17 protein-coding genes are annotated in these 22583 nt (G+C 70.1%); 11 read left to right on the top strand and 6 right to left on the bottom strand.

Translation table 11 applies throughout. From position 1 onward, the window contains the following. Positions 1-7: 7 nt before the first annotated feature. Entirely contained in the window at positions 8-1021 is a 1014-nt protein-coding gene (locus tag AOM45_RS15840) for a LacI family DNA-binding transcriptional regulator (RefSeq protein WP_030473780.1), read from the bottom strand. A gap of 133 nt (positions 1022-1154) precedes the next feature. On the opposite strand from AOM45_RS15840, the gene AOM45_RS15835 reads away from it, so the two are divergent. The 5 genes from AOM45_RS15835 to AOM45_RS15815 are packed head-to-tail and all read left to right on the top strand — an operon-like array spanning position 1155 to position 8292. Continuing rightward, positions 1155-2441 (top strand): ABC transporter substrate-binding protein, encoded by a 1287-nt coding sequence (locus AOM45_RS15835; RefSeq protein WP_030473779.1) that lies wholly within the window; start codon positions 1155-1157, stop codon positions 2439-2441. Continuing rightward, on the top strand, positions 2441-3415 hold the full coding sequence (locus AOM45_RS15830) for a carbohydrate ABC transporter permease (protein ID WP_030473778.1): 975 nt from the start codon (positions 2441-2443) through the stop codon (positions 3413-3415). Before AOM45_RS15835 ends, AOM45_RS15830 begins: the two co-directional genes overlap by 1 nt. A 1-nt stretch (position 3416) precedes the next feature. Beyond that, a complete protein-coding gene (locus AOM45_RS15825; RefSeq protein ID WP_030473777.1) occupies positions 3417-4232 on the top strand; it encodes a carbohydrate ABC transporter permease in 816 nt (271 codons plus the stop codon). Between the two features lie 22 nt (positions 4233-4254). Further along, on the top strand, positions 4255-7260 hold the full coding sequence (locus AOM45_RS15820) for a glycosyl hydrolase 115 family protein (protein ID WP_030473776.1): 3006 nt from the start codon (positions 4255-4257) through the stop codon (positions 7258-7260). A gap of 21 nt (positions 7261-7281) precedes the next feature. Further along, on the top strand, positions 7282-8292 hold the full coding sequence (locus AOM45_RS15815; protein ID WP_081902818.1) for a glycoside hydrolase family 10 protein: 1011 nt from the start codon (positions 7282-7284) through the stop codon (positions 8290-8292). A 2-nt stretch (positions 8293-8294) separates the two neighbouring features. On the opposite strand, the gene AOM45_RS15810 is transcribed toward AOM45_RS15815, so the two are convergent. Next, positions 8295-9569: an SGNH/GDSL hydrolase family protein gene (locus AOM45_RS15810; RefSeq protein WP_030473774.1), complete on the bottom strand. Its 1275-nt coding sequence runs from the start codon at positions 9567-9569 to the stop codon at positions 8295-8297. Positions 9570-10086: 517 nt separating this feature from the next. Here AOM45_RS15810 and AOM45_RS15805 point away from each other — a divergent pair. Beyond that, a complete protein-coding gene (locus AOM45_RS15805; protein WP_201779981.1) occupies positions 10087-10746 on the top strand; it encodes a GNAT family N-acetyltransferase in 660 nt (219 codons plus the stop codon). Here the strand turns inward: AOM45_RS15805 and AOM45_RS15800 are convergent. Together AOM45_RS15800 and AOM45_RS15795 are read right to left on the bottom strand one after the other, a co-directional pair. After that, on the bottom strand, positions 10689-10949 hold the full coding sequence (locus AOM45_RS15800; RefSeq protein ID WP_030473772.1) for a hypothetical protein: 261 nt from the start codon (positions 10947-10949) through the stop codon (positions 10689-10691). The two genes, AOM45_RS15805 and AOM45_RS15800, sit on opposite strands and share 58 nt — an antisense overlap. Beyond that, the gene (locus tag AOM45_RS15795; protein WP_201779980.1) at positions 10946-11755 is read right to left on the bottom strand and encodes a phytanoyl-CoA dioxygenase family protein; all 810 of its coding nucleotides are present in this window, start codon (positions 11753-11755) and stop codon (positions 10946-10948) included. Before AOM45_RS15795 ends, AOM45_RS15800 begins: the two co-directional genes overlap by 4 nt. A gap of 79 nt (positions 11756-11834) precedes the next feature. Between AOM45_RS15795 and AOM45_RS15790 the strand changes: the two genes are divergently transcribed. Next, entirely contained in the window at positions 11835-12584 is a 750-nt protein-coding gene (locus AOM45_RS15790) for a helix-turn-helix transcriptional regulator (protein WP_030473770.1), read from the top strand. Between the two features lie 129 nt (positions 12585-12713). Continuing rightward, positions 12714-14462, top strand: coding sequence for an ABC transporter ATP-binding protein (locus AOM45_RS15785; protein ID WP_030473769.1), 1749 nt, complete (start codon positions 12714-12716; stop codon positions 14460-14462). A 4-nt stretch (positions 14463-14466) separates the two neighbouring features. Here AOM45_RS15785 and AOM45_RS15780 read toward each other — a convergent pair whose 3' ends face one another. Continuing rightward, the gene (locus AOM45_RS15780) at positions 14467-16038 is read right to left on the bottom strand and encodes a PucR family transcriptional regulator (protein ID WP_030473768.1); all 1572 of its coding nucleotides are present in this window, start codon (positions 16036-16038) and stop codon (positions 14467-14469) included. A gap of 210 nt (positions 16039-16248) precedes the next feature. On the opposite strand from AOM45_RS15780, the gene AOM45_RS15775 reads away from it, so the two are divergent. From AOM45_RS15775 to AOM45_RS15765, 3 genes are read left to right on the top strand one after another with little or no spacing between them, the layout of a single operon-like run. Next, on the top strand, positions 16249-17508 hold the full coding sequence (locus AOM45_RS15775; RefSeq protein ID WP_030473767.1) for an aspartate aminotransferase family protein: 1260 nt from the start codon (positions 16249-16251) through the stop codon (positions 17506-17508). After that, the gene (locus AOM45_RS15770; RefSeq protein WP_030473766.1) at positions 17505-20315 is read left to right on the top strand and encodes an FAD-binding and (Fe-S)-binding domain-containing protein; all 2811 of its coding nucleotides are present in this window, start codon (positions 17505-17507) and stop codon (positions 20313-20315) included. The genes AOM45_RS15775 and AOM45_RS15770 overlap by 4 nt, the downstream gene beginning before the upstream one ends. Next, positions 20312-21751, top strand: coding sequence for an NAD-dependent succinate-semialdehyde dehydrogenase (locus tag AOM45_RS15765; RefSeq protein ID WP_030473765.1), 1440 nt, complete (start codon positions 20312-20314; stop codon positions 21749-21751). Before AOM45_RS15770 ends, AOM45_RS15765 begins: the two co-directional genes overlap by 4 nt. A 61-nt stretch (positions 21752-21812) precedes the next feature. Here AOM45_RS15765 and AOM45_RS15760 read toward each other — a convergent pair whose 3' ends face one another. Then, positions 21813-22559 (bottom strand): IclR family transcriptional regulator, encoded by a 747-nt coding sequence (locus tag AOM45_RS15760; RefSeq protein ID WP_030473764.1) that lies wholly within the window; start codon positions 22557-22559, stop codon positions 21813-21815. Between the last annotated feature and the right edge of the window lie 24 nt (positions 22560-22583).

Below are 22583 nucleotides of genomic sequence, written 5' to 3'. Positions count from 1 at the left end.
CCTGGGGTCAGGAAAGCAGCGCGCGCGTCGTCTGGCGGACGACGAGCTCGGTGCCGAGCGTGATGTGCGTGTCTTCCGGGTCTTCGCCGTTGATGAGCCGAACCAGCAACGTGACGGCGCGCTGGCCCATCTCCCGGATCGGCTGCTGCACCGTCGTGAGCGGAGGGGTGCACAGCGCGGACTCGGGGATGTTGTCGAAACCGACCACCGAGAGGTCCTCCGGCACCCGCAGCCCGAGCTCGAGCGCGGCCTCGATGGCACCGATGGCGGAGATGTCGTTGGCGGCGAACACGGCGGTCGGGCGGTCGGGTTCGCTCAGCAGCGCCCGTGCCGACTCGGCCGCCACGTCGTGGTCGTAGTCACCGCGGCGGATCAGGCTCTCGTCGACCTCGATGCCCGCGCTGGCGAGCGCGCCCCGGTAGCCGGTTTCGCGCTGCTGGGCGGACTTCAGGTCCTCGCGGCCGGTGAGCAGGGCGATCCGGCGGTGGCCGAGCGCGAGCAGGTGCTCGGTGGCGAGCCGTCCGCCGTGGAGGTTGTCGGAGTCCACTGTGGGCAGTGCCGCGCGCCCGGTGTGCGGGTCGACGGCGACGACGGGTGTGCCGGGCAGGCCTTCGAGGTCGACGGCAGGCGTGACGAGCACGGCACCGTCGACCAGGGTGCCGCTGAGCCGCGTCAGGTAACGCTGCTCCCAGCCCTCCGGATCGCCGGTGCGGCCGCCCGCCGAGTACACGACCAGCTCGAAACCGGTGCCGCGGATGGCGTCGGCCGCGCCCTTGAGCAGTTCGGTGCTGAACGGCTCGATGTCGGCGACCAGGATGCCGATCACGTTGGTGCGGTGGTTGCGCAGGCTCTGCGCGACCAGGCTCGCCTCGTAGCCCAGCTCCTTGATCACGGCCGTCACCTTCGCGAACGTGTCGGCGGAGACGCCGTAGCGCTGGTTCAGGACCTTGGACACGGTGGCGACCGAGACGCCGGCCTGAGCGGCGACGTCACGGATCGTGACACGAGAGCGGGGAGGCACGGGGGCCAGGCTAGCGTTGTAAAACGTTATCGACAACGATTGACACACGGCGGCGGACGCGCAATTCTCACTACCCGTCGCGCATCGCTCACCGCCTGTCCAACTCGGCCGACGTCGTCAGGAGTGGACCTCAATGCGTTCTGTGCACAAGTTGTCCGTCGCCCTCGCCGCCGCAGCGACACTCCTGCTCGCCGCGTGCAGTGGTTCGGGTGGCGGCGACGCCTCCGCCAACGGTCCGGTCACGCTCACCTGGTGGCACAACCGGACCACGGAACCGATGAAGACGATCTGGCAGCAGATCGCCGACGACTTCCACAAGACCCACCAGGACGTCTCGTTCACGATCGAGCCGTTGCAGAACGAGCAGTTCCAGACCAAGGTGCCCCTTGCGCTGCAGGGCAACACACCACCGGACATCTTCCAGCAGTGGGGCGGTGGCTCACTGGTCTCGCAGCTCAGCTCTGGCAAGCTCGCCGACATCACGCAGGCGTCGAAGAGCTGGATCGGACCGCTCGGCCAGGCGGCGACGGGCTGGCAGTCCGCGGGCAAGCAGTACGGTGTGCCGTACCAGATGCACGCCGTCGGGTTCTGGTACCGCAAGGACCTCTTCGCGACCGCCGGGGTCACCAGCCCGCCCACCACGCTGGACGAGCTGAACGCCGCGGTGGCCAAGCTGAAGACGGCGAACCTGGTGCCGATCGCCGTGGGTGGCAAGGACCGCTGGCCGGATGCCTTCTACTACAACTACTTCGCGATCCGGCAGTGCTCCGTCGACTCGCTGAAGACCGCGGTGGAGAAGAAGGACTTCTCCGACCCGTGCTTCACCAAGGCGGGCGAGAACCTCAAGGCGTTCCTGGACACCAAGCCGTTCCAGGACGGCTTCGTCGGCACGCCGGCCCAGCAGGGCGCCGGCAGCTCGGCCGGCATGCTCGCGACCGGCAAGGCCGCCATGGAGCTGCAGGGCGACTGGAACCCGGACGTGATGCAGTCGCTGACCGAGGACAAGGACCTGGACTCGAAGATCGGCTGGTTCCCGTTCCCGGCCGTGCCCGGTGGTCAGGGTGACCCGAACTCCGTCCTCGGCGGCGGTGACGGTTTCTCCTGCACCACGCGTGCGGCCAAGGCGTGCGCGGACTTCCTCGGCCACCTCGTCGGCGAGGAGGTGCAGAAGAAGCTCGCCGCGACGGGCTCCGGCCTGCCCGTCCACCCGGCCGCGGTGGCGTCGCTGAAGACCGAGACGCACAAGAAGATCGCGGAGTACGTGTCGAAGGCGCCGCACCTGCAGTTCTACTTCGACATCGCGATGCCGACCAACGTCGGTCAGGCGCTGAACGACGCGATCGCGAACTTCTTCGCAGGGCAGGGTGACCCGAGCACGATCGTCGGGTCGGTCAGCAAAGCAGCTGCCGGGAACAAGTGATGAGCGCCGCGATCACCACGCGGCCACCGACCGCCCCCGTGCCGCACGCGCCAGCGGCCGGGGGCACCCGGCGGCGGTCGCGCCTGCGCACCCGGCTCGAGCTCGCGCTCCTGCTGGGACCAGGCCTGCTGCTGTTCGCCGGGTTCGTCCTGGTGCCGATCTGCGTGGCCGTGTACTACAGCCTCTACTCGTGGAACGGCTTCGGCCCGCTGACGGACTTCGTCGGCCTGGACAACTACGTCGACGCCTTCTCCGGCGAGGTGTTCCGGGGTGCCATCGGGCACAACCTGATCATCGCGGCTCTCTCGATCATCGTGCAGCTCCCGCTCAGCATCAGCCTCGCGCTGCTGCTCAACCGGAAGCTGCGCGGCCGGACGTTCCTGCGCATGGTGGTTTTCGCACCGTACGTGCTGTCCGAGGCCGTGACCGCGGTGATCTGGCTGCTGATGCTGCAACCGGGTGGGTTCGTCGACGAGGTCCTGCGCGGTGTCGGCCTCGGCTCGTTCGTGCACCAGTGGCTGGCCGACCAGGGACTCGTGCTCTACACGTTGTTCATCGTGATCACCTGGAAGTACATCGGTTTCGGCGTGATCCTCCTGCTGGCCGGGCTCCAGGGCATCCCCGCCGAGTTGCGGGAAGCCGCCGCGCTCGACGGCGCGTCGAGCTGGCAGACCACCCGGCACGTGGTGCTCCCGTTGCTGGGACCCACGATCCGCGTGTGGATCTTCCTGTCGGTGATCGGGTCGCTGCAGCTGTTCGACCTGGTCTGGATCATGACGCTGGGCGGGCCCGCGAACGCGTCCACGACCATGGCGACCTACCTGATCGACCACGGGTTCAAGCGGTACGAGTTCGGGTTCGGCAGCGCGGTCGCGGTGATCCTGTTCATCATCTGCTTCACCTTCGCGTTGTTCTACCAGCGGTTCGCACTGCGCCGGGACACCGACGGCGCGCTGACCAGGGCGGTGAGCTGAGATGGCACGTCGCAACACCGCCGGCTACCTGGCCGCGTTCGCCGTCGTCGGCATCACGGTGGTGCCGCTGCTGTTCGTGTTGCTGGGCGGGTTCCGCACCACCGCTCAGATCAACTCCTCGCCGGCGGGCCTTCCCGGCCCGTGGGTGTGGGAGAACTACCGGGACGTGCTGACCTCGCCGGTGTTCTGGCGACTGCTCTGGAACAGCGCGCTGATCGCGGTGATCGCGACGACGCTGGCCGTCGCGTTCGGCTCGATGGCGGCGTTCGCGTTGTCCCGCTACGTCTTCCGGGGCCGTGAGGCGTTCTACACGCTGTTCACGCTCGGGCTGCTGTTCCCGCTCGGGGTCGCGACGCTGCCGTTGTACCTGTGGCTGCGTCAGCTCGGACTGCTGGAGAACCCGCTCGGCGTGGCCATTCCCGAGGCGGCGTTCTCCCTGCCGATCACGATCGTGATCCTGCGGCCGTTCATGCACGCGATTCCCACCGAGCTCGAGGACGCCGCGTTGCTCGACGGCGCGGCCAGGCTCGGGTTCTTCTGGCGGATCCTGCTGCCGCTGTCCCGGCCCGCGCTGGCCACCGTGTCCGTGCTCGCGTTCGTCAGCAGCTGGAACTTCTTCCTGCTGCCACTGCTGGTGTTCAACGACTCCACCAACTTCACGCTCCCGCTGGGCGTCGCGATGTTCCAGTCGGAGCACACCCAGGACACCGCGAAGGTGCTCGCCTTCACCGCGCTGTCCATGATCCCGGCACTCACGTTCTTCGTGCTCGCCGAACGCCGGATGGTGGGAGGGCTCACCGGTTCGGTGAAGGGCTGACACCTGGAGGAGGAGCTCAACGATGACCTCGCCCCTCGCCCGTCGGAACTTCCTGCAGCTGCTGGCCGCTCTGACAGCGGGAGCGAGCGTCACCGGAACAGCCTCCGCCGCCGGCCTCGTGTCGGAGCAGGGTGGTTCGGCGCGCTTTCCCCTGGTGTCGAAGAGAAGAGCGGCACCGATCGTGGTCAGCACCACCGACCACCCAGGGGTCGTGCGGGTCGCGGCCGACCTCCAGGCGGACGTCGAGCGCGTCACCGGGATCAGGCCGCAGCTCGTCAACGCGCTCCCGGCCGACGGTGACGCGGTGCTGGTCGGCACTCTCGGCAGCCCGCTCGTCGACGAGCTCGACCTCGACGTCGCCGGCGTCGCGGGCAAGTGGGAGACGTCGCTGACCCAGGTCGTGCGAGCGGGTCGCAGACGCCTGCTGTTGCTCACCGGCAGCGACCCGCGCGGCACGATCTACGGCACCTACGACCTCTCCCGGAGCATCGGAGTCTCGCCCTGGTACTGGTGGGACGACGTGCCCGTGGAGCACCGCGACGAGCTGCACGTGTCGCCGGACCGGCACAGCCTCGGCACACCGTTCGTGAAGTACCGCGGCATCTTCATCAACGACGAGAACCCGGCGCTGGGCACGTGGGCTCCGCGCTACTTCGGGCCCGGTCACGCACCGGGCCACCCCGGCGGGTTCAACCACCTGTTCTGGGAGAAGGTCTTCGAGACCGTCCTGCGGCTGAAGGGCAACTACGTCTGGCCGGCGGTGTGGGGCCGCGCGTTCGCCGAGGACGACCCGCTGAACCACGCCACCGCCAAGCGCTACGGCATCGTCATGGGCACCTCGCACGAGGCGCCGATGATGCGCGGCATCGAGGAGTGGAACCGCCACGCCAAGCCGGGACAGGACCCGTACGGCGGCACGGGGGAGTGGAGCTTCCGCCGCAACCCCGAGGCGATCAAGGCCTACTGGGCCGACGGCATCAAACGCATGGTGGACGAGGACTTCGAGGGCGTCGTCACCGTCGGCATGCGCGGCAACGGCGACACCGGGCTGCCCGACGGCGACAGCATCGAGCTGATGCAGTCGATCCTCGCCGCCGAGCAGGAGGTGCTGGCCCGCGTCACCGGCCGCGACCCGGCGGAGATCCCGCAGGTGTGGACTCTCTACAAGGAAGTGCTGCGGTACTGGGACAAGGGACTGCGGCCACCGGACCACGTCACCGTCGTGTTCCCCGACGACAACTGGGGCAACCTCTGCAAGCTCCCCGACCAGTCGCTGCCACCCCGTGCCGGCGGGTACGGCCTGTACTACCACTTCGACTACGTCGGTGGCGGCCGCAACTACAAGTGGGTCGACACGGCCGCGCTCGCCAACGTCTGGGAACAGCTCGACCAGGCCGCCGAGTACGGCGTCTCGCGGCTGTGGGTCGCGAACGTCGGTGACTTCAAGGGCAACGAGCTGCCGGCGCAGTTCTTCTTCGACCAGGCCTGGAAACCGATGCCGCTGGAGCGCTTGCCCCAGTGGGAACGCGAGTACGCCGCGCAGAACTTCGGCTCCCGGTGTGCCGCCGACATCGCCGAGGTGCTGAGCACCTACGGCAAGCTCCAGGCGCGGCGCAAACCCGAGCTGCTGAACCGCAGGATCACCGTCGAGGGCACCGCGATCCTCTACGACGACAAGCAGACGCCGTTCAGCCTCGTCCACCACGGCGAGCTGGACCGGGTGACGGAGGAGTGGCGCGAGTTGGGCGAGCGCGCCGAGCGGATCGCGTCCCGGCTTCCGTCGCACTACCAGGACGCCTTCTTCGAACTGGTGCTGTACCAGGTGAAGGCCACCGCGAACCTGTACGAGCTGCGGCGCGCGGAGTTCACGAACATCTTCTACGCCAAGCAGGGCCGGACGCTCGCCAACGATCTCGCCGCGACGGCGGAGGCGCGGTTCGCCGACGACCTGGCGCTGGCGGAGCGGTTCAACACTCTCGTCGCCGGTGGCAAGTGGCGTGGCTTCCAGACCCAGCCGCACATCGGCTACGGCGACGTCGAACGCTACGGCCCGAACGCGCCGTGGCAGCAGCCCGAGAAGGACAACGTGGCGTTGCCCGACGAGATCTTCCCGCCGGTGCAGCGGATCACCGTGCCCGAGGGCGCCGAGATGGGCGTCGCGATCGACGGCTCCGAGCAGTGGTGGCCGTCCTCTTCGGACACTCCGGTGCTCCCGGAGTTCAGCCCGTTCCAGAGCCGGCCGGGGCAGTTCGTCGACGTCTTCAACCGCGGCCGCGAACCGTTCGCCTGCACGATCCACGCCGGCGTGCCGTGGCTGGTCGTGCGACCCGGGTCGGGACGCGTCGAGAAGCAGCTGCGGGCAACGGTCGAGGTCGACTGGGCGCGCGCACCCCGTGGCACGACACGGGTTCCGATCGTGGTGTCCGGTGCCGGTCGCACGGTGACCGTCGAGGCCGTCGTCCGCAACCCCGACGTGCCGCGGTCGTGGCGCTCGGGGTTCATGGAGGCGAGCGGGTACGTGTCGGTGGAAGCCGAGCACGCCAGCGCGAACGTGGCGGCGAACGGCGTCCGGTGGCGGCGCATCCCGGGCATCGGACGCACCGGGGCGGGCATGAAGCCGTTCCCGGTGACCGCGGCGAGCCGGGAACCCGGCCGCGGCCCCAGGCTGGAGTACCGGATGACCTTGTTCACCCCCGGTGAGGTGACGGTGTGGGCGCACCTCTCGCCCCGCGCCGGAGTGCTGCCGACGCCGGGGTTGCGGTACGCGGTGTCGTTCGACGACGCGGCACCGCAGGTCGTGGACATCATCAAGACCTCCGGTGCCGACCACTCGCTGATGAACCGGCAGTGGGAGCGCATGACCTCCGACAACGTCAACCTCACCGCCACGAAGCACGTGCTCACCGCGGGACCGCACGTGCTCAAGTTCTGGATGGTCGATCCGACCGTCGTGGTGCAGAAGCTGGTCGTGGACACCGGTGGGCTGCGACCGAGCTACCTCGGACCGCCGGAGAGCAAACGCATGTAGTCAACCCCAACAGGAGCGACAATGAAGTTGCGCTTACCACGGGTTCTCGCGATCACGGCGGCGGCGGCCGTGATGGTGACGGGCCAGGCGGTTCCGGCAACCGCTGCGGGACCGTTGAAGGACATCACGAACCGGTACGTCGGCAGTGCGGTGGCTGCCGGACCTCTGGGCAGCCAGGCGGACTACCGGTCGGTGCTGACGCGGGAGTTCGACAGCGTCACGCCGGAGAACGAGATGAAGTGGGCGGTGGTCGAGCCGAACCGCAACCAGTTCAACTGGTCCGGTGCGGACGCGATCGTCAACTACGCCCAGCAGAACGGCAAGACCGTGCGCGGGCACACGCTGGTGTGGCACAGCCAGTACCCGAACTGGCTGAACAACCTCGGTGGGGGCGAGCTGCGCACCGTGGTCCAGCAGCACATCAACACCGAGATGGGCCGCTACCGCGGCAAGATCCGTGCCTGGGACGTCGTCAACGAGATCTTCGAGGACAACGGCTCACGACGGCAGTCGATCTTCCAGACGAGGCTCGGTGACAACTTCGTCGCCGACGCCTTCCGCGCGGCCCGTGCCGCCGACCCCTCGGCCAAGCTCTACATCAACGACTACAACACCGAGGGCATGAACGCCAAGAGCAACGCCATGTACAACCTCGTGCGTTCGCTCAAGCAGCAGGGCGTGCCGATCGACGGCGTGGGCATCCAGACCCACCTGGCGACCCGGTACGGCTACCCGTCGGGCTTCCGGCAGAACCTCGAGCGGCTCGCCGCCCTCGGTGTCGACATCGCGATCACCGAGGCCGACGTGCGCATCCAGCTGCCGGCCGACCAGAACAAGCTGAACCAGCAGGCGACCATGTACAAGCAGATCTGGGACGACTGCCACGCCGTCTCGCGGTGCGTGGAGTTCACCACGTGGGGCTACACCGACCGCCACTCGTGGGTGCCGGGCACGTTCCCCGGTGAAGGCGCGGCCTGCCTGTTCGACTCGAACCTGAGGCCGAAGCCCGCCTACACCAGGATCAACCCGTAGGTTCAGCCTCGGAAGAGGCGCGTCGGCACCGCTTCCGCCAGGGCCCGGTAGCCAGCCGGGTTCAGGTGGAGGTGGTCGCCCACGTCGAACGCGGGCAGGAGCTGCCGGGGAATCGCGGGATCGCGCACGGCGGCGTCGAAGTCGATGACGGCGTCGAAGCGGCGGCTGGTCCGGATCCACCGGTTCACCGCCTGCCTGGCCGTCTCGCGGAAGCCGCCGGGATCGTCGTAACCGGCGCCGCCGAAGGGGAGCAGCGTCGCTCCGTAGACCGGGATGTCGTGCGTGTGCGCCCGTTCGATCACCTGCTGGTAGCCCGCGATCAGGTCGTCGGCTGTCTTCTTCTGCGAGCTCTCGTCGGGTGCGGCCGTGCCGATGTCGTTGACGCCCTCGAACAACAGCAGCCACGCGACACCGCTCTGCGCCAGCAGATCGCGGTCGATCCGGGACAGCACGCTCGGCCCGAGACCGTTGTTCAGCACGCGGTTGCCACCGGCAGCCTGGTTCAGCACCGCGATCCGCCTGGTGTCGTGGCCGGCCTGGAGCCGGTCGAAGAGCCGGTCTGGCCAGCGGTCGTTGCCGTTGGTGGTGGAGCCGCGGCCGTCGGTCAGCGAGTCACCGATGACGACCACGCCTCTGGCGTCGGTGGCTTGGACCTCGACCCCGCTCAGGAAGTACCAGTGGTCGGTGGGCGTCGCGTTCGGCAGGCCCGCGTCCTCGACGTGGTTGCCGGCGATCAGGTGGGACGTGGTGCGGGAACCCGGATGCGAGGTGATCGAGCTGGACGCCTGCCCGTCGGCCAGGAACACGCTCACCGTGAGGTTCGTCCCCGGTTCGAGCGGGAAGTCGAGCGGATCGGACACCATCAGCGCGCCGTCCGTGATGTCCACTGAGGACCGTCCGGTGAACGTCACCTTCCGGACCGTGCCCGGCTGGACCTCGTGGACACCCGCCTTGCCGTCCTTCGGCAGCGCGACGGTGACGGCGGTGATCGGCAGGGTCGCGCCACCGAAGGCGTTGTTGAAGCGCAACCGAATCCGCCGGCCGCCGATCGTCACCCGCACGGTCTGGCGCAGGGTGGCGTTGGCCAGCACCAGGTTGCCCTGGGTGAAGGGTGGTGGCGGCATGTTGTGCGGCTCGCACAGCTGAGGCATCGAGACCCAGGTGTTGACCCAGCGGGACCTGCCCTGTGGCTGTGGGTCGGCGATCGCCCGGTTGCCGGTCACCACAGGGGTGACGATCGCGGTGGCGGCCACGCCGAGGAGTGAACGTCTGCGCATTGACCCTGCCTTTCCGGGAACTGCTCGGAAATCTCAACGTAGAGGGAGGTTCGCGAGGCCGTCAATCGTTGTGTGAAAGCGCTTTCCGGGCTGCTGGCGGTGGGGCGTCGGCGGGTTTGTGCTGACCGTCCACAGGGGATTTCCGGTGGTTCCGCCAGGAAACTGGAGGAAGGCTCGCGGGCTTCGCCGCCAGGCCTCGCAACGCCGTCGAGTCGATGTGTTGTCGCGTGGGCTGACCCGGCGGCGATCGCACGCTTGAGCTCCGCGGCGTCGGCGTCGGTGGTCGCACGCTTGAGCTCCGCGCGCCGTCAGCGGCGGTGATCGCACGCTTGAACTCCGCGCGGCGTTGGCGGTGTTGGGCGTGCCGGTGGTTCCGCGCTATTCATTTGTCGTGCATCGGCAGGATGGGTGGTTCTTCAGGATTCGCTGGTTGCGTTGGGCCAGCTCGATCGCAGGCCTCTACCTCCGTCGGAAACCGCCTTGTGGGAGCGCTCCCACGTGGGCGACGATGGCGCGCATGAGCCCATCACCCGTAGTCCGGCCCTACCGCCCGGACGACCGCGCCGCGCTGTACGACATCTGCGTCCGGACCGCCCACGAGGGTGGTGACTCGCGCCACCTCTACCCGGACCTCGACCTCGTGCCCAGCATCTTCGCCGGGCCCTACGCCGAGCTGGCACCGGACCTCACCTTCGTGCTGGACAACGGGGAACGGGCCGTCGGCTACGTTCTGGGCACGGCCGACACGGCCACGTTCGTCGAGCAGTACCGGGAGTCCTGGCTGCCGGGGCTCGTGCACCGGTACCCGGCGCCGAGCAGGCCGCCGGTCACGCCGTCCGAGGTCATGATCGGGCTGATGCACGACCCCGGACGCATGCTCGTGCCCGGGCTCGAGGACTACCCGGCGCACCTGCACATCGACCTGTTGCCGCAGTACCAGCGGCAGGGGCACGGCCGCGCGTTGATGTCGGCCTTCCTCGACGCGTTGTGGCGCAAGGGGGTGCCGGGCGTTCACCTCGGCATGGTCACGGCCAACACCGCGGCCAGGGCCTTCTACGACCGGCTCGGCTTCCACGAGATCCCGGTCGCCGACCCCGGTCCGCTGACCTACCTCGGCCTTCACTCCAGCTTTTCGAAGAAGAACTCGTGCTTGAGGAACGACGTGTCGTACTCGTGACCGGGGTGCGGCGGGATGAGCTGGGAGGCCTGGAACAGGCGCCACCCGTCCCGCAGCGCGTCCACGCCGGTTTCGTACGGCGGTTCGTCGCCGTCGCCGGCCGTCGGGGCGCTCCGGCCGGTGCCGTCGTAGGACGACCAGCCGACGACGGGCGCGTCGAGCGCCGAGTTCGCCAGGTACAGCACCAGAACTCGCTGCTTCACGCGGTCCTCCCCGGACGGTTGGTGACCCTGGTGACCCAGTGGTCGAGGTCGAAGTCCGGGTCGCACGTCAGCGCCCGCCAGAGCCTGATCCGGTTGTAGATCTCCAGCCGTCCGGTCGCCCACTCGTACCACGGCATCCTGGCGTCGAGCTCGGCCAGGACCTCCGGTGAGCCGAGGTCGGTGGTGTCCCACCAGCGGATCTGCGGGACCGTCGGGTTGAGCCGGATCTTGAACATGTACCGCCGGTGCGCCGAGTCGTTGCGCCGGCCGCCGTGCCAGATCCCGTGGTGCAGCAGGAGGACCGTGCCGGCCGGGCAGGTGAGACGCACCTGCCCGCGCAGGTTCTGGTAGCGGCCGATGTCGGTCTCGTTGGTCCGGCGCAGGTGGCTGCCAGGCACCAGCAGCGTGCCGCCCATCTCGGCGGTGACCTCGTGCGGGTAGTACATGAGCTGCACGTCGAACGCGTCGGGGCGGGTGTCGATGATGGCGTCGGCGTGCAGGTGCTGGGCCGCGCCCTCCTGCGGTTCCCGCACGTGCACGGCGTGGTGGTCGACGTTCGGGGAGGGGCCGACGAGGCTGCGCACGGCGCCCGCGATCGCCGGGAGATCCATGATCCGGCGGACGAACGAGCCTTCCTCGTAGGCGTTCGCCAACGGTGTTCCGTAGGGAAGATCGGGCATTCCGTGCGGCATCGCCGCCGTGGCCGCGTGGTTGAGGTCGTCGGGGACGACCGAGTCGAGCCGCAGGAAGCCCTGCGCCACGAACCGGGCGACCTGCGCGGACGACAGCAGGTGAGTGGTTTCCACCCAACGGAGTCTGGGCGTTTCCTGTTGCCTTGTAATGGGTTGCACTCACCATTACTGGTAATTTCTCACCGTGGAACGGGTGAGCGTGCGACTGGACGAGCCTCCTGTCGTCGTGAACCTCGGAGTCGGTGTCCACGGCACCTCGCGCCCGCGTGACGTCTTCCGGCTGCCGGACCTGTGGCAGTTCCACCTGTACGGCTACGACGGCGAGCTCGACGCCGGCGGTCACCGCCACCGGATCAGGCCGGGCCACGTGAGCCTGGTGCCGCCGGGCGAGCGGATCACGTACCACTACCGCGGACGGTCGGAACACCTGTACGTCCACCTGCGCCTGGCGGAGACCGGTGCGGCCAGAACGGTTCCGGTGATGCAGGACGCCGGAGCCGACACCCCAGTGCTGACGACGTTGCTGCGCCAGGCGATCGCCGTCGCGGCGACCGAGCCCGCCATGGCGGTGGCCGCGGTGTGGACGGCGCTGTGGCACACCGCGCGGCTGTCCGACGCCACGGGACCGCACGCCGCGGTGTCCGCCGCGATCGCCCACATCGAGTCGAACCTGGCGGGGCCGTTGAGCGTGGCGGAGGTCGCGGTGGCCGCCGGGGTGTCGCACAACCACCTGACGAGGTTGTTCCGGGCGGAGAAGGGGACGACCGTCGTGGCGCACATCCGTGAGCGCCGGCTCCACCGGGCCCGCCACCTCCTGCGCGAGTCGACGTTGCCGATCGCCGCGGTGGCGGCGGCCGTGGGCATCCCGGACCTGCAGGCGTTCAACAAGGTCTGCCGCCGGGTGTGGGGCGCGTCGCCGCGTGCTGTCCGCGCCGGGCGTTGACGGACCCGCCAGGTGGAGGGTGATCTCCAGCCACCCGGCTGGCCTGTCCGGCCGGTTCGGCGATGCTGCGAACGGTGGCACGGCACGAGGATCAGGTGACCGTCCAACGAGAAACGGAGCTGTGTCACCGTGCGCACGCAGATCGACCGCCCGGCCTGGCGAACGCTGCTGGGGTACGTCCGGCCCCAGCGGCGCACCGTCCTGTTCGGAGGGGCGCTGGTCCTGCTCGGCGGTCTCGCCGCGGCCGCCCAGCCGCTCGCCGCGAAGGCGCTGGTGGACAGGCTGGGCACCGGTGGCGCGATCACCGGGCTGCTGGTGCTGCTGGTCGGCCTCGCGCTCGCCGGTGCCGCGATCGCGATGATCGGCGACTACCTGCTCGAACGGGCCGCGGAGTCGGTCGTGCTGGTGGCCAGGAAGCGACTGACCAGGCGACTGCTCTCGCTGCGCGTGCCTGCCGTGCAACGGACCGAGCCCGGCGACCTGCTGTCGCGCTTCACCAGCGACACGACGTTGTTGCGCGAGGTGTGCACCAGCGCGCTCGTCGGGCTGGTCACCGGTGCGGTCACGTCCGTCGTGATGGTCGTGATGATGGGCGTGATGGACCCCGTCCTGCTCGGCGTCACCCTGGCCGTGCTCGCGGTGGTCGGCGCGCTCGCGGGCGCGGGCATGCCGATGATCGAGAAGGCGTCCCGCGCCGCGCAGACCGCGGTGGGGGAGACCGGGGCGCGAATGGAACGCGTGCTCGGTGCCTTCCGCACGGTCAAGTCCGCGGGCGCGGAGGCCAGGGAGATCGCCGCGATCGACCGCGGTGCCGAGGACGCGTGGCGCGCCGGTCTGCGTTCTGCCCGGTGGGAGTCCCTGGTGCACGGGTCCAACACCCTGGCGGTCCAGGCGGCGTTCCTCGCCGTGCTCGGCATCGGCGGGGCGCGGGTCGCGACCGGTGCGATCTCACTGTCCACATTGGTCGCGTTCCTGCTGTTCCTGTTCTACCTGCACGAGCCGATCGGGCAGCTGCTGCACGCGGGCAGCCGCCTGCAGATCGGACTGGCCGCGGTGCGCCGCCTGTCGGAGGTCGACGAGATGGAGGCGGAACCGGCCGGTGACCCCCAGCCCTGTGCCCTCGGGCAGGACGCGGCGCGCCTGGAGTTCTCCGGCGTGCGGTTCAGCTACGGCCCCGAGCTGCCGGAGGTGCTGCGCGGGGTGAGCGTCGAGGTCCCCGCGACCGGGCTCACCGCGTTCGTCGGTCCGTCCGGCGCCGGGAAGTCCACGCTCTTCGCGTTGATCGAACGGTTCTACGAGCCGACCGCCGGCCGGATTCTGCTGGACGGCCGCGACCTCGCGGAGTGGGACCTCGCGGACCTGCGCGCGGGCATCGGGTACGTCGAACAGGACGCGCCGCTGCTGTCCGGGACGTTGCGCGACAACCTCGTCTACGGCCGGCCCTGGGCAGGCGACGAGGAGATCCGCGACGCCCTGGCGCAGACCCGGCTGGACACGCTCGTCGAACGGCTGCCGGACGGCCTGGACACGCAGGTCGGCCACCGCGGCACGTTCCTGTCCGGCGGCGAACGGCAGCGGGTGGCGCTCGCCCGCGCGCTGATCCGCCGTCCCCGCCTGCTGCTGCTCGACGAGATCACCTCGCAGCTCGACGCCGCGAACGAGATGGCGATCCGGGACGTCGTCACGGCCGCCGCGAAGACGATGACCGTGCTCGTGGTGGCGCACCGGTTGTCGACGGTCACCTCGGCGGACCGGATCGTGGTGCTGGACAACGGGATCGTGCGGGCGGCGGGCACCCACGACGAGCTCGTCGCGAGTGATCGGCTGTACGCGGGGTTCGCCGCGACCCAGCTGCTCACGGGCGAACGGACGGCGTGAGTCGTCAGCCGCGCAGGACGTCGAGCAGGAGGAGCGCCACGTGCAGCTCGGTCCGGTGCTCGCCTGCCTCGAGGTCCCGCTCCAGCAGCCTTTCCAGCAGGCGCAGACGTTCGTAGAGCGTCTGCCGGGAGATGCCGCCACGGCGTGCGGCGATGGTCTTGTTGCCCGCTGCGTCGAGGTAGTGGCGCAACGTGGGCAGCAGCTCGGTGCCGTGGCGGGCGTCGTGCTCGACCAGCCGGCCGATCTGCCGTTCGACGTAGTCCTGGACGCGGATGTCGTCGCGCAGCGTGTGCAGCAGGTGCCGCAGGCCGATGTCGGACAGCTGGTAGAAGAGCCGGTCGGTGGAACCGGGGAGGACGGCCTCGGCGACGCGCCCGGCCTCCCGGAAGGAACGTGCGACGTGGGCGAGGTCGGTGACCTCGCACCCGACGCTCACCACGACACCGGCGTCCTGAGCGCGGGCGGCACGGCTCAGCAGTTCCACCGCGGACTGCCACGGCTGGCCCCTGCGCAGGAACAGCAGCACTCCGACGCGCTGGTCGGTGAACGTGCCGACCAGCGCGGTCCGCTCCAGGGTCTGCGACAGCAGGGTTTCCACCTCGGTCGCGCTCCGCGGGGTGTCGACCAGCACGGCGAGGAACGAGGCGTCCGCGGCGGGCAGGCCGAGAGCGGCGGCGCGGGCCCTCGCCTCGGTGGGGGAGCGGTAGCGCTGCTCGGCGATTTCCTGCAGGACGCTGCGGTGCGCGTTGCGTTCCCACGAGGTGGAGTGGATGAGCCGGGCGATCGTGAGGGTCATGGCCGCTCGCTCCAGCACGGTGACGTCGTCGGCGCCGAACGACTTGCCGGGCAGCATCACGACGCGGCCCCAGCGTTCGCCCTGGAACTCGACCGGTGTCGCCAGCCAGCCCTCAGGACCGAGAACCTCGGTCCGGTCCTTGACGACGGTGGCTCGTGACCGCTGTTCCCACCGCTCCAGCGCCACCTCGGCGTCCACGTCGGCGGGTTCGCAGATCACCGCCTGGTGGGCGAGGTTCTCCAGCACGACGGTGCGGTGGGTCATCTCGACCGCCGTCCGCACCACCTCCTCCGGTCCCGCGCCGCGCAGGGTCAGTGCCGTGAAGGTGTCGTGGATCTTCTGGGTACGGCGCAGGACCTCGGTCTGGTTGCCCAAGATCAGCGTGTGGACGACCTGGGTCACCTCCAGGAAGTTGACGTCCCTGGCGAGCGTGATCAGCGGCAGCCGGCGGGCCTGACAGGCGCGGATCAGGTCGTCGGGCGGGCGGTGGAACCGGCGGACGAGCTCGAGCACCAGCGCCGCGGCACCCACGTCGGCGAGCTCGTCGACGTAACGACGCACCTGCGAGGTGTCGCCGGGCAGCGGCACGCCGGTCGTGAGCACCAGCTCGCCGCCCTTGAGGAACGACGCGGGGTCGGTCAGTTCGGTGATGTGCACCCAGCGGACCAGCCGGTCCAGGCCGGCCCCGCCGACCACGACCTCCGGCAGCCCCGCGGCCAGCACGGGCAGGGCGAGCACTCCTGCCACGGTGAGCGGCGCGGAGCCTTGGTTCTCGGGCACCGCGCCACTTTGACAAGCGGCTCTCACCTGCGCAAGCGCGGATTCCCGTCACCTCGGGAGGCCGTTCGGCGGCTCGGTGAGGGCCTTCGGTTGACAAAACGTCCAAACAACGACGTCGGGCTGGACAGAACACGCGTTGTCGGCGTGCGGCGCTGCGGAGAGGCTCAGGTGGTCGCCACCACAACACGACCATCCGGCCGGGAGATGACCATGACCGCACTGTCACCGCACCTGCGCCAAGCCACCCCCGTCGTCGCGGTCCGCGGCGAGGGGGTTCACCTGTACGGCGAGGACGGGCGGCGGTACCTGGACTTCACCGCGGGCATCGGCGTCACCAGCACCGGCCACTGCCACCCCAAGGTCGTGGCCGCCGCCCAGGAGCAGGTCGCGACCCTGATCCACGGCCAGTACACGACGGTCATGCACCAGCCGCTGCGCCGGCTCGTCGCCAAGCTGGGCGAGGTGCTGCCGGAGAGCCTCGACAGCCTGTTCTTCGTCAACTCCGGCAGCGAGGCCGTGGAGGCGGCGATGCGTCTGGCGCGGCAGGCGACCGGCAGGCCGAACATCCTGGTCTGCCACGGCGGTTTCCACGGCCGCACGGTCGCCGCCGCGTCCATGACGACGTCCGGCACGCGGTTCCGGTCCGGCTTCTCCCCGTTGATGAGCGGGGTCGTCGTCACGCCGTTCCCGACGGCCTACCGGTACGGCTGGGACGAGGAGACCGCGACGCGGTTCGCGTTGCAGGAGCTCGACTACGTGCTCCAGACGATCTCCTCGCCCGCTGACACCGCGGCGCTCATCGTGGAGCCGGTGCTCGGCGAGGGCGGCTACGTGCCGGCGCCCCGCGCGTTCCTGGAGGGGTTGCGCGAGCGCGCCGACCGGCACGGCTTCCTGCTGATCCTCGACGAGGTGCAGACGGGTGTCGGGCGCACCGGCCGGTTCTGGGGCCACGAGCACTCCGGTGTCACGCCGGACATCCTCGTCACCGCGAAGGGCCTGGCCAGCGGCTTCACCCTCTCCGGCATCGCGGCGAGCGAGGAGCTGATGAGCAAGGCGTGGCCGGGCTCGCAGGGAGGTACCTACGGCGCGAACGCCGTGGCGTGTGCGGCCGCCGTCGCCACGCTGGAGGTCGTCGAGGAGGAGAAGCTCGTGCAGAACGCCGAGCTGATGGGCGCGCGGCTGCGGGCTGGGTTGGAGGCGGTCGCCGCCAGGACACCCGCCATCGGTGACGTGCGGGGCGCCGGGTTGATGCTCGCGACCGAGTTCGTCACCGAGGACGGCCGCCCCGACCCGGAGACCGCCGGCCGGGTCCAGCGCGCCGCGGTGGACGAGGGTCTGCTCCTGCTGCTCTGCGGTGCGTGGAACCAGGTCGTGCGGATGATCCCCGCTCTCGTGATCGACGAGAACTCCGTCGACGAAGGGCTGCGGGCCTGGTCCGCCGCCGTGGAAGCCGGAGTGTCGGGTCGATGACCGGCGACCCGCTGGTGCGACTGCTCGCCGAGACCGCCCCCGGACTGCGGGTGGAGTCGGAGGCCGGAGGAACTGCGCCCTTCGCCTACGACGCCTCCAACTACCGGGTGGCGCCTCGCGCCGTGGCCTTCCCCCGATCTCCCGAGGAGGTGTCCGCGGCGCTGCGGGCCTGCCGGGAGCTCGGAGTGTCGGTCACGGCGCGGGGAGGCGGCACGAGCATGGCGGGCAACGCCGTCGGGCCCGGTCTCGTGCTCGACCTCTCCCGCGGCATGAACCGGATCCTCGACATCGACCCGGTCGCGCACACCGCGCGAGTGGAGCCCGGCGTGGTGCTGGACGACCTGCGTGACGCGGTCGCGCCGCACGGCCTCACGTTCGGCCCGGATCCGTCCTCGCACAGCCGTTGCACGATCGGCGGCATGATCGGCAACGACGCGTGCGGCAACCGGTCCGTGCGGCACGGTCGCACCAGTGGCCACGTCGAGTCGCTGGAGATCGTCACGATCGACGGCTTGCACGCGATCGCGGATCACACGGGACTGCGGTCACTCGACGCCGCGGAGGACCAGGTCGCCGAGCTGGACGCCCGGCTGCGGCGGCTGATCGGCGAGAACCTCGCGCCGCTCCGCACCGAGCTGGGCCGCATCCCGCGGCAGGTCTCCGGGTACCAGCTGCACCACCTCCTGCCGGAGAACGGCTTCGACCTGGCCCGTGCGCTGGTCGGCACCGAGGGCACGTGCGCGGTCGTCGTCGCGGCCACGGTGCGGCTCGTGCCCACCGCCCGTGCGGCGACGTTGCTGGCATTGGGCTACGACGACGTCGTGGACGCGGCCGAGGACGTGCCCGAGATCCTGCGGTGGAAGCCCACCGCGGTCGAGGGCATGGACTCCGCGATCGTGGCGACCATGCGCGCCCGGCGTGGTTCCGGCTCGGTCATCGGCCTTCCGGAAGGTCGCGCGTGGCTGTACGTCGAGCTGGACGGCGACGATTCGGGCGAGGTCGCGGTCCGCGCCGGGCAGCTGCTCGACACGTTGAAGGCGCGCGGGCGGATGCTCGACGGCAGAGTCGTCGACAGCGAAGCCCAGCGGCGTTCGCTGTGGCGGGTGCGTGAGGACGGGGCGGGCCTCGCCGCCCGGCTGGTCGACGGCGGTGAGTCGTGGCCGGGCTGGGAGGACGCCGCGGTGGCGCCGGAGAACCTCGCGGGCTACCTGCGCGACTTCCGCGCGTTGCTGGCCGCGCACCGGCTCACCGGCGTCCTTTATGGACACTTCGGTGCCGGGTGCGTGCACGTGCGCATCGACTTCGACCTGGGCAGCGAGGAGGGCAGGGAGGCCACTCGCCGGTTCCTGCGCGAGGCGGCCGAGGTCGTGGTGCGCCACGGCGGCACGCTCTCGGGCGAGCACGGCGACGGACGGGCGCGCAGCGAACTGCTGGAGGTCATGTACAGCCGGGAGGTCATCGCGGCTTTCGAGGCCTTCAAACGAGCTTTCGACCCGGACGGTCTGCTGAACCCCGGTGTCATCGTGGCGCCGTCCGCGGTGGACGCCGATCTCGCGCTGGATGTCCCGCAGCCGCAGGGGCGTCCGACGCTGTTCACCTTCGAGGGCGGCTTCGAGGGCGCGGTCCGGCGCTGCGTCGGTGTCGGCCGCTGCCGCAGCGGTTCCGGTGGCGTGATGTGCCCGAGTTACCGAGCGACAGGGGAGGAGAACCACTCCACCCGCGGCCGTGCCCGGATGCTCCAGGAGATGCTGCGCGGTGACGTCGTCCGCGACGGCTGGCGTTCGACCGAGGTTCGGGACGCGCTGGACCTCTGCCTGTCGTGCAAGGCGTGTTCGACGGACTGTCCGACCGGTGTGGACATGGCCACCTACAAGGCCGAGTTCCTGCACCAGCACTACCGCGGCCGGATCCGTCCGCGGTCGCACTACTCGCTGGGTTGGCTGCCCGCGACCTCGAAGCTCGCCGGTTACGTCGCACGGCCGCTCAACGCGGTCCTGCGCGGCCCGCTGGGCAAGGTCGCCGCGTGGCTCGGCGGTGTCACCCGACACCGGGCCATCCCGCCCTTCGCGTCCCGCCGTGCGCTGAAATCGGTTCTGCGCACGGCGGTCGACAGACCGGCCGCGGTGCTGTTCGTGGACAGCTTCACGCGTGCCTTCCGCCCGCAGGTCGCCGGCGCCGCCTCCCGCGTGCTCGACGCCGCCGGCCTGCCCTGCACACCGAGCAGCGGACTGTGCTGCGGCCTCACGTGGGTCAGCACCGGTCAGCTTTCGGTGGCACGCCGGGTGATGGCCCGCACCGTCACCCGGCTCGATCGTGGCCCGGACCGCGACCTGCCGATCGTGGTGGCGGAGCCGAGCTGCGCGGCCGCGTTGAAGCGGGACGTGCCCGAACTGCTGGGCACCGACGCCGCCCGGCGGGTCGCGGCGCGCGTGCACACACTGACGTCCGCGTTGACCGATCTGTCCACTTCGGACTGGCAGCCCGGCGTGCCGGACTCGGTGGTGCTGCAAACGCATTGCCACGAGTACGCCACGTTCGGCGGTCCGCGTGACCTGCTGCGCAAGCTCGGTGTGCGGACGGTGACCGAGGCCGAGGGCTGCTGCGGGCTCGCCGGCAACTTCGGTTTCGAGGAACAGCACTACGACACGTCGATGGCCGTCGCGGGCCTGTCCCTGCGGCCACGACTGGAAGAGAACCCCGATGCCGTCGTCGTGGCGGACGGCTTCAGCTGCGCCACCCAGGTCGACCACCTCGGCGCCCGCGCCGTGCACCTGGCAGAGCTGCTCGACCCAGGAGGGAACCCATGATCGACGTTCCGAAGCAGTTGTTCATCGGCGGTACGTGGGTGGACGCCGCGGACGGCGCCACGATGCCCGTCGACAACCCGGCGACCGGCGAGGTCGTCTGCCACGTCGCTGACGCGGGCACCAAGGACGCGCAGCTCGCCGTGGACGCCGCGGTGCGGGTCCAGGAGGAGTGGGCCGCCACCGCGCCGCGTGCGCGCAGCGAGATCCTGCGCCGTGCCTACGACATCATCGTGTCGCGCACCGACGAGCTCGCGCTGCTGATGACCACGGAGATGGGCAAGCCGCTCGCCGAAGCACGGGGCGAGGTCGCCTACGCGGCCGAGTTCTTCCGGTGGTTCTCCGAGGAGGCTGTGCGGATCGAGGGCGGCTTCGGCACCCTGCCGGACGGCCGCAACCGGATGCTGCTGATGCGTCGCCCGGTCGGCCCGTGCCTGCTGATCACGCCGTGGAACTTCCCGCTGGCGATGGGCACCCGCAAGATCGGACCGGCGATCGCGGCCGGCTGCACGATGGTCCTCAAGCCCGCGCCGCAGACTCCGTTGTCGAGCCTCGTGCTGGCGGAGATCCTGCGCGAGGCCGGGCTGCCGGACGGTGTGCTGAACGTCGTCACGACGTCCAGGCCGGGCGAGGTCGTCGAACCGCTGCTGCGCGGCGGACGGATCCGCAAGCTGTCGTTCACCGGGTCCACGCAGGTGGGCAAGCTGCTGCTCGAGCAGTCGGCTGAGCAGGTCGTGCGCACGTCGATGGAGCTGGGCGGCAACGCGCCGTTCATCGTGTTCGACGACGCCGACCTGGAGAAGGCCGTCGACGGGGCGATGGTCGCCAAGATGCGCAACATGGGCGAGGCCTGCACCGCGGCCAACCGGTTCTTCGTCCACCGCGACGTGGCGGAGGAGTTCGCCGTGCGGCTCGCGGCGCGCATGAGCGCGCTCAACGTCGGACCCGGTACCGAACCGGGCGTCGACGTCGGACCGCTGATCGACCAGAACGGCCGCCGCAAGGTGGAGCGCCTGGTCGAGGACGCCGTCCAGCGCGGCGCACGGGTCCTCGCCGGCGGCCGGACGCCGACCGGACCCGGCAGCTTCTACCCGCCGACCGTGCTGAGCCGCGTGTCACCGGACAGCGACCTGATGGGGACGGAGATCTTCGGCCCGGTCGCGGCGATCCTGACGTTCGACGACGAGGACGAGGTCCTGCGCCGCGCCAACGACACCGAGTGGGGCCTCGTGGGCTACGTGTTCACCGAGTCTCTCGACCGGGCGTTGCGCGTGAGCGAACGGCTGGAAGCGGGCATGGTCGGCCTCAACACCGGTCTCGTCTCGAACCCCGCCGCGCCGTTCGGCGGCGTGAAGCAGTCCGGCCTGGGTCGCGAGGGCGGCCGAGTCGGCATCGACGAGTTCCTCGACTACAAGTACGTGGCGGTGCCGGTGACCTGACCGCTCCCGATGAACGGCGCATTCGTCGGCCCCAGGTGGACAAATGCGCCGTTCATCGAGATCAGGAGCCCAGTCTGCGGGCGGAGATCTCCTTGGCGGTTTCGGCGACGAGGCGGCCGAGTTCGGGGAGCCGGTCCGGGTCGTAGCGGGAGTCCGGCATGGAGATCACCACCGCGGCCAGCGGTGAGCCGTCGGAGTCGAGCACTGCCGAGGCGATGGCGCACACGCCGGGACGGAACTGGTTGCGGTTGACCGCGTAGCCGTTCGCCGACACCAGCTCCAGCTCCGCCCTGAGCTGCTGCGGATCGGTGAGGGTGGTCTCGCTGTAGCTCTCCAGCGGCCTGGCGAGGACTTCGTCCCGATCGGACTTGCCGGTGTTGGCCAGTATCGCCCGTCCGCCCGCCGTGGCGTGCAACGGCGAGATGTCGCCGATGTCGTGGAACGTGCGCACCGCGTGCGACGAGTCGATGCGGTCGACCACCACCATGCAGTCCAACGCGTCGGGAACGGACAGGTGGATCGTCTCGTTCACCTTGTCCCGCAACCGGATCATGGGATCGCGGGCCGCCGCGAGCAGACTGGAGCCCTGGAGAGCGGCCGGGCGCACGGCGAGCACGCGCGCGCCGATCTCCCAGCGCGTCGTGTCCTTCCGGTTGGCACGCAACCATCCTGCTTCGTGCAGCGTGACGAGTGTGCGCTGCACGGTCGACTTGGGCAGCCCGAAGAGCTTGGTCAGTTCGCCCACCGTGACCGGTTGGTGCTGCGCGACCGCCTCCAGGATGCGCAGCGACCTGGTCACGCTCTTCATCTCCACGCGTTACCCCCTGTTGGT

The organism is Lentzea aerocolonigenes (genome assembly GCF_000974445.1).
Classification (GTDB): domain Bacteria; phylum Actinomycetota; class Actinomycetes; order Mycobacteriales; family Pseudonocardiaceae; genus Lentzea; species Lentzea aerocolonigenes.
This window is presented reverse-complemented; position numbering and strand designations above follow the sequence as displayed.

Excerpts from the sequence above, each read along its gene's own strand:
- AOM45_RS15760 (WP_030473764.1), bottom strand. The coding sequence starts at position 22,559 with ATGAAGAGCGTGACCAGGTCGCTGCGCATCCTGGAGGCGGTCGCGCAG.
- AOM45_RS15775 (WP_030473767.1), top strand. The coding sequence starts at position 16,249 with ATGACCGCACTGTCACCGCACCTGCGCCAAGCCACCCCCGTCGTCGCG.
- AOM45_RS15830 (WP_030473778.1), top strand. The coding sequence starts at position 2,441 with ATGAGCGCCGCGATCACCACGCGGCCACCGACCGCCCCCGTGCCGCAC.
- AOM45_RS15765 (WP_030473765.1), top strand. The coding sequence starts at position 20,312 with ATGATCGACGTTCCGAAGCAGTTGTTCATCGGCGGTACGTGGGTGGAC.
- AOM45_RS15820 (WP_030473776.1), top strand. The coding sequence starts at position 4,255 with ATGACCTCGCCCCTCGCCCGTCGGAACTTCCTGCAGCTGCTGGCCGCT.
- AOM45_RS15825 (WP_030473777.1), top strand. The coding sequence starts at position 3,417 with ATGGCACGTCGCAACACCGCCGGCTACCTGGCCGCGTTCGCCGTCGTC.
- AOM45_RS15835 (WP_030473779.1), top strand. The coding sequence starts at position 1,155 with ATGCGTTCTGTGCACAAGTTGTCCGTCGCCCTCGCCGCCGCAGCGACA.
- AOM45_RS15815 (WP_081902818.1), top strand. The coding sequence starts at position 7,282 with ATGAAGTTGCGCTTACCACGGGTTCTCGCGATCACGGCGGCGGCGGCC.
- AOM45_RS15770 (WP_030473766.1), top strand. The coding sequence starts at position 17,505 with ATGACCGGCGACCCGCTGGTGCGACTGCTCGCCGAGACCGCCCCCGGA.
- AOM45_RS15810 (WP_030473774.1), bottom strand. The coding sequence starts at position 9,569 with ATGCGCAGACGTTCACTCCTCGGCGTGGCCGCCACCGCGATCGTCACC.
- AOM45_RS15805 (WP_201779981.1), top strand. The coding sequence starts at position 10,087 with ATGAGCCCATCACCCGTAGTCCGGCCCTACCGCCCGGACGACCGCGCC.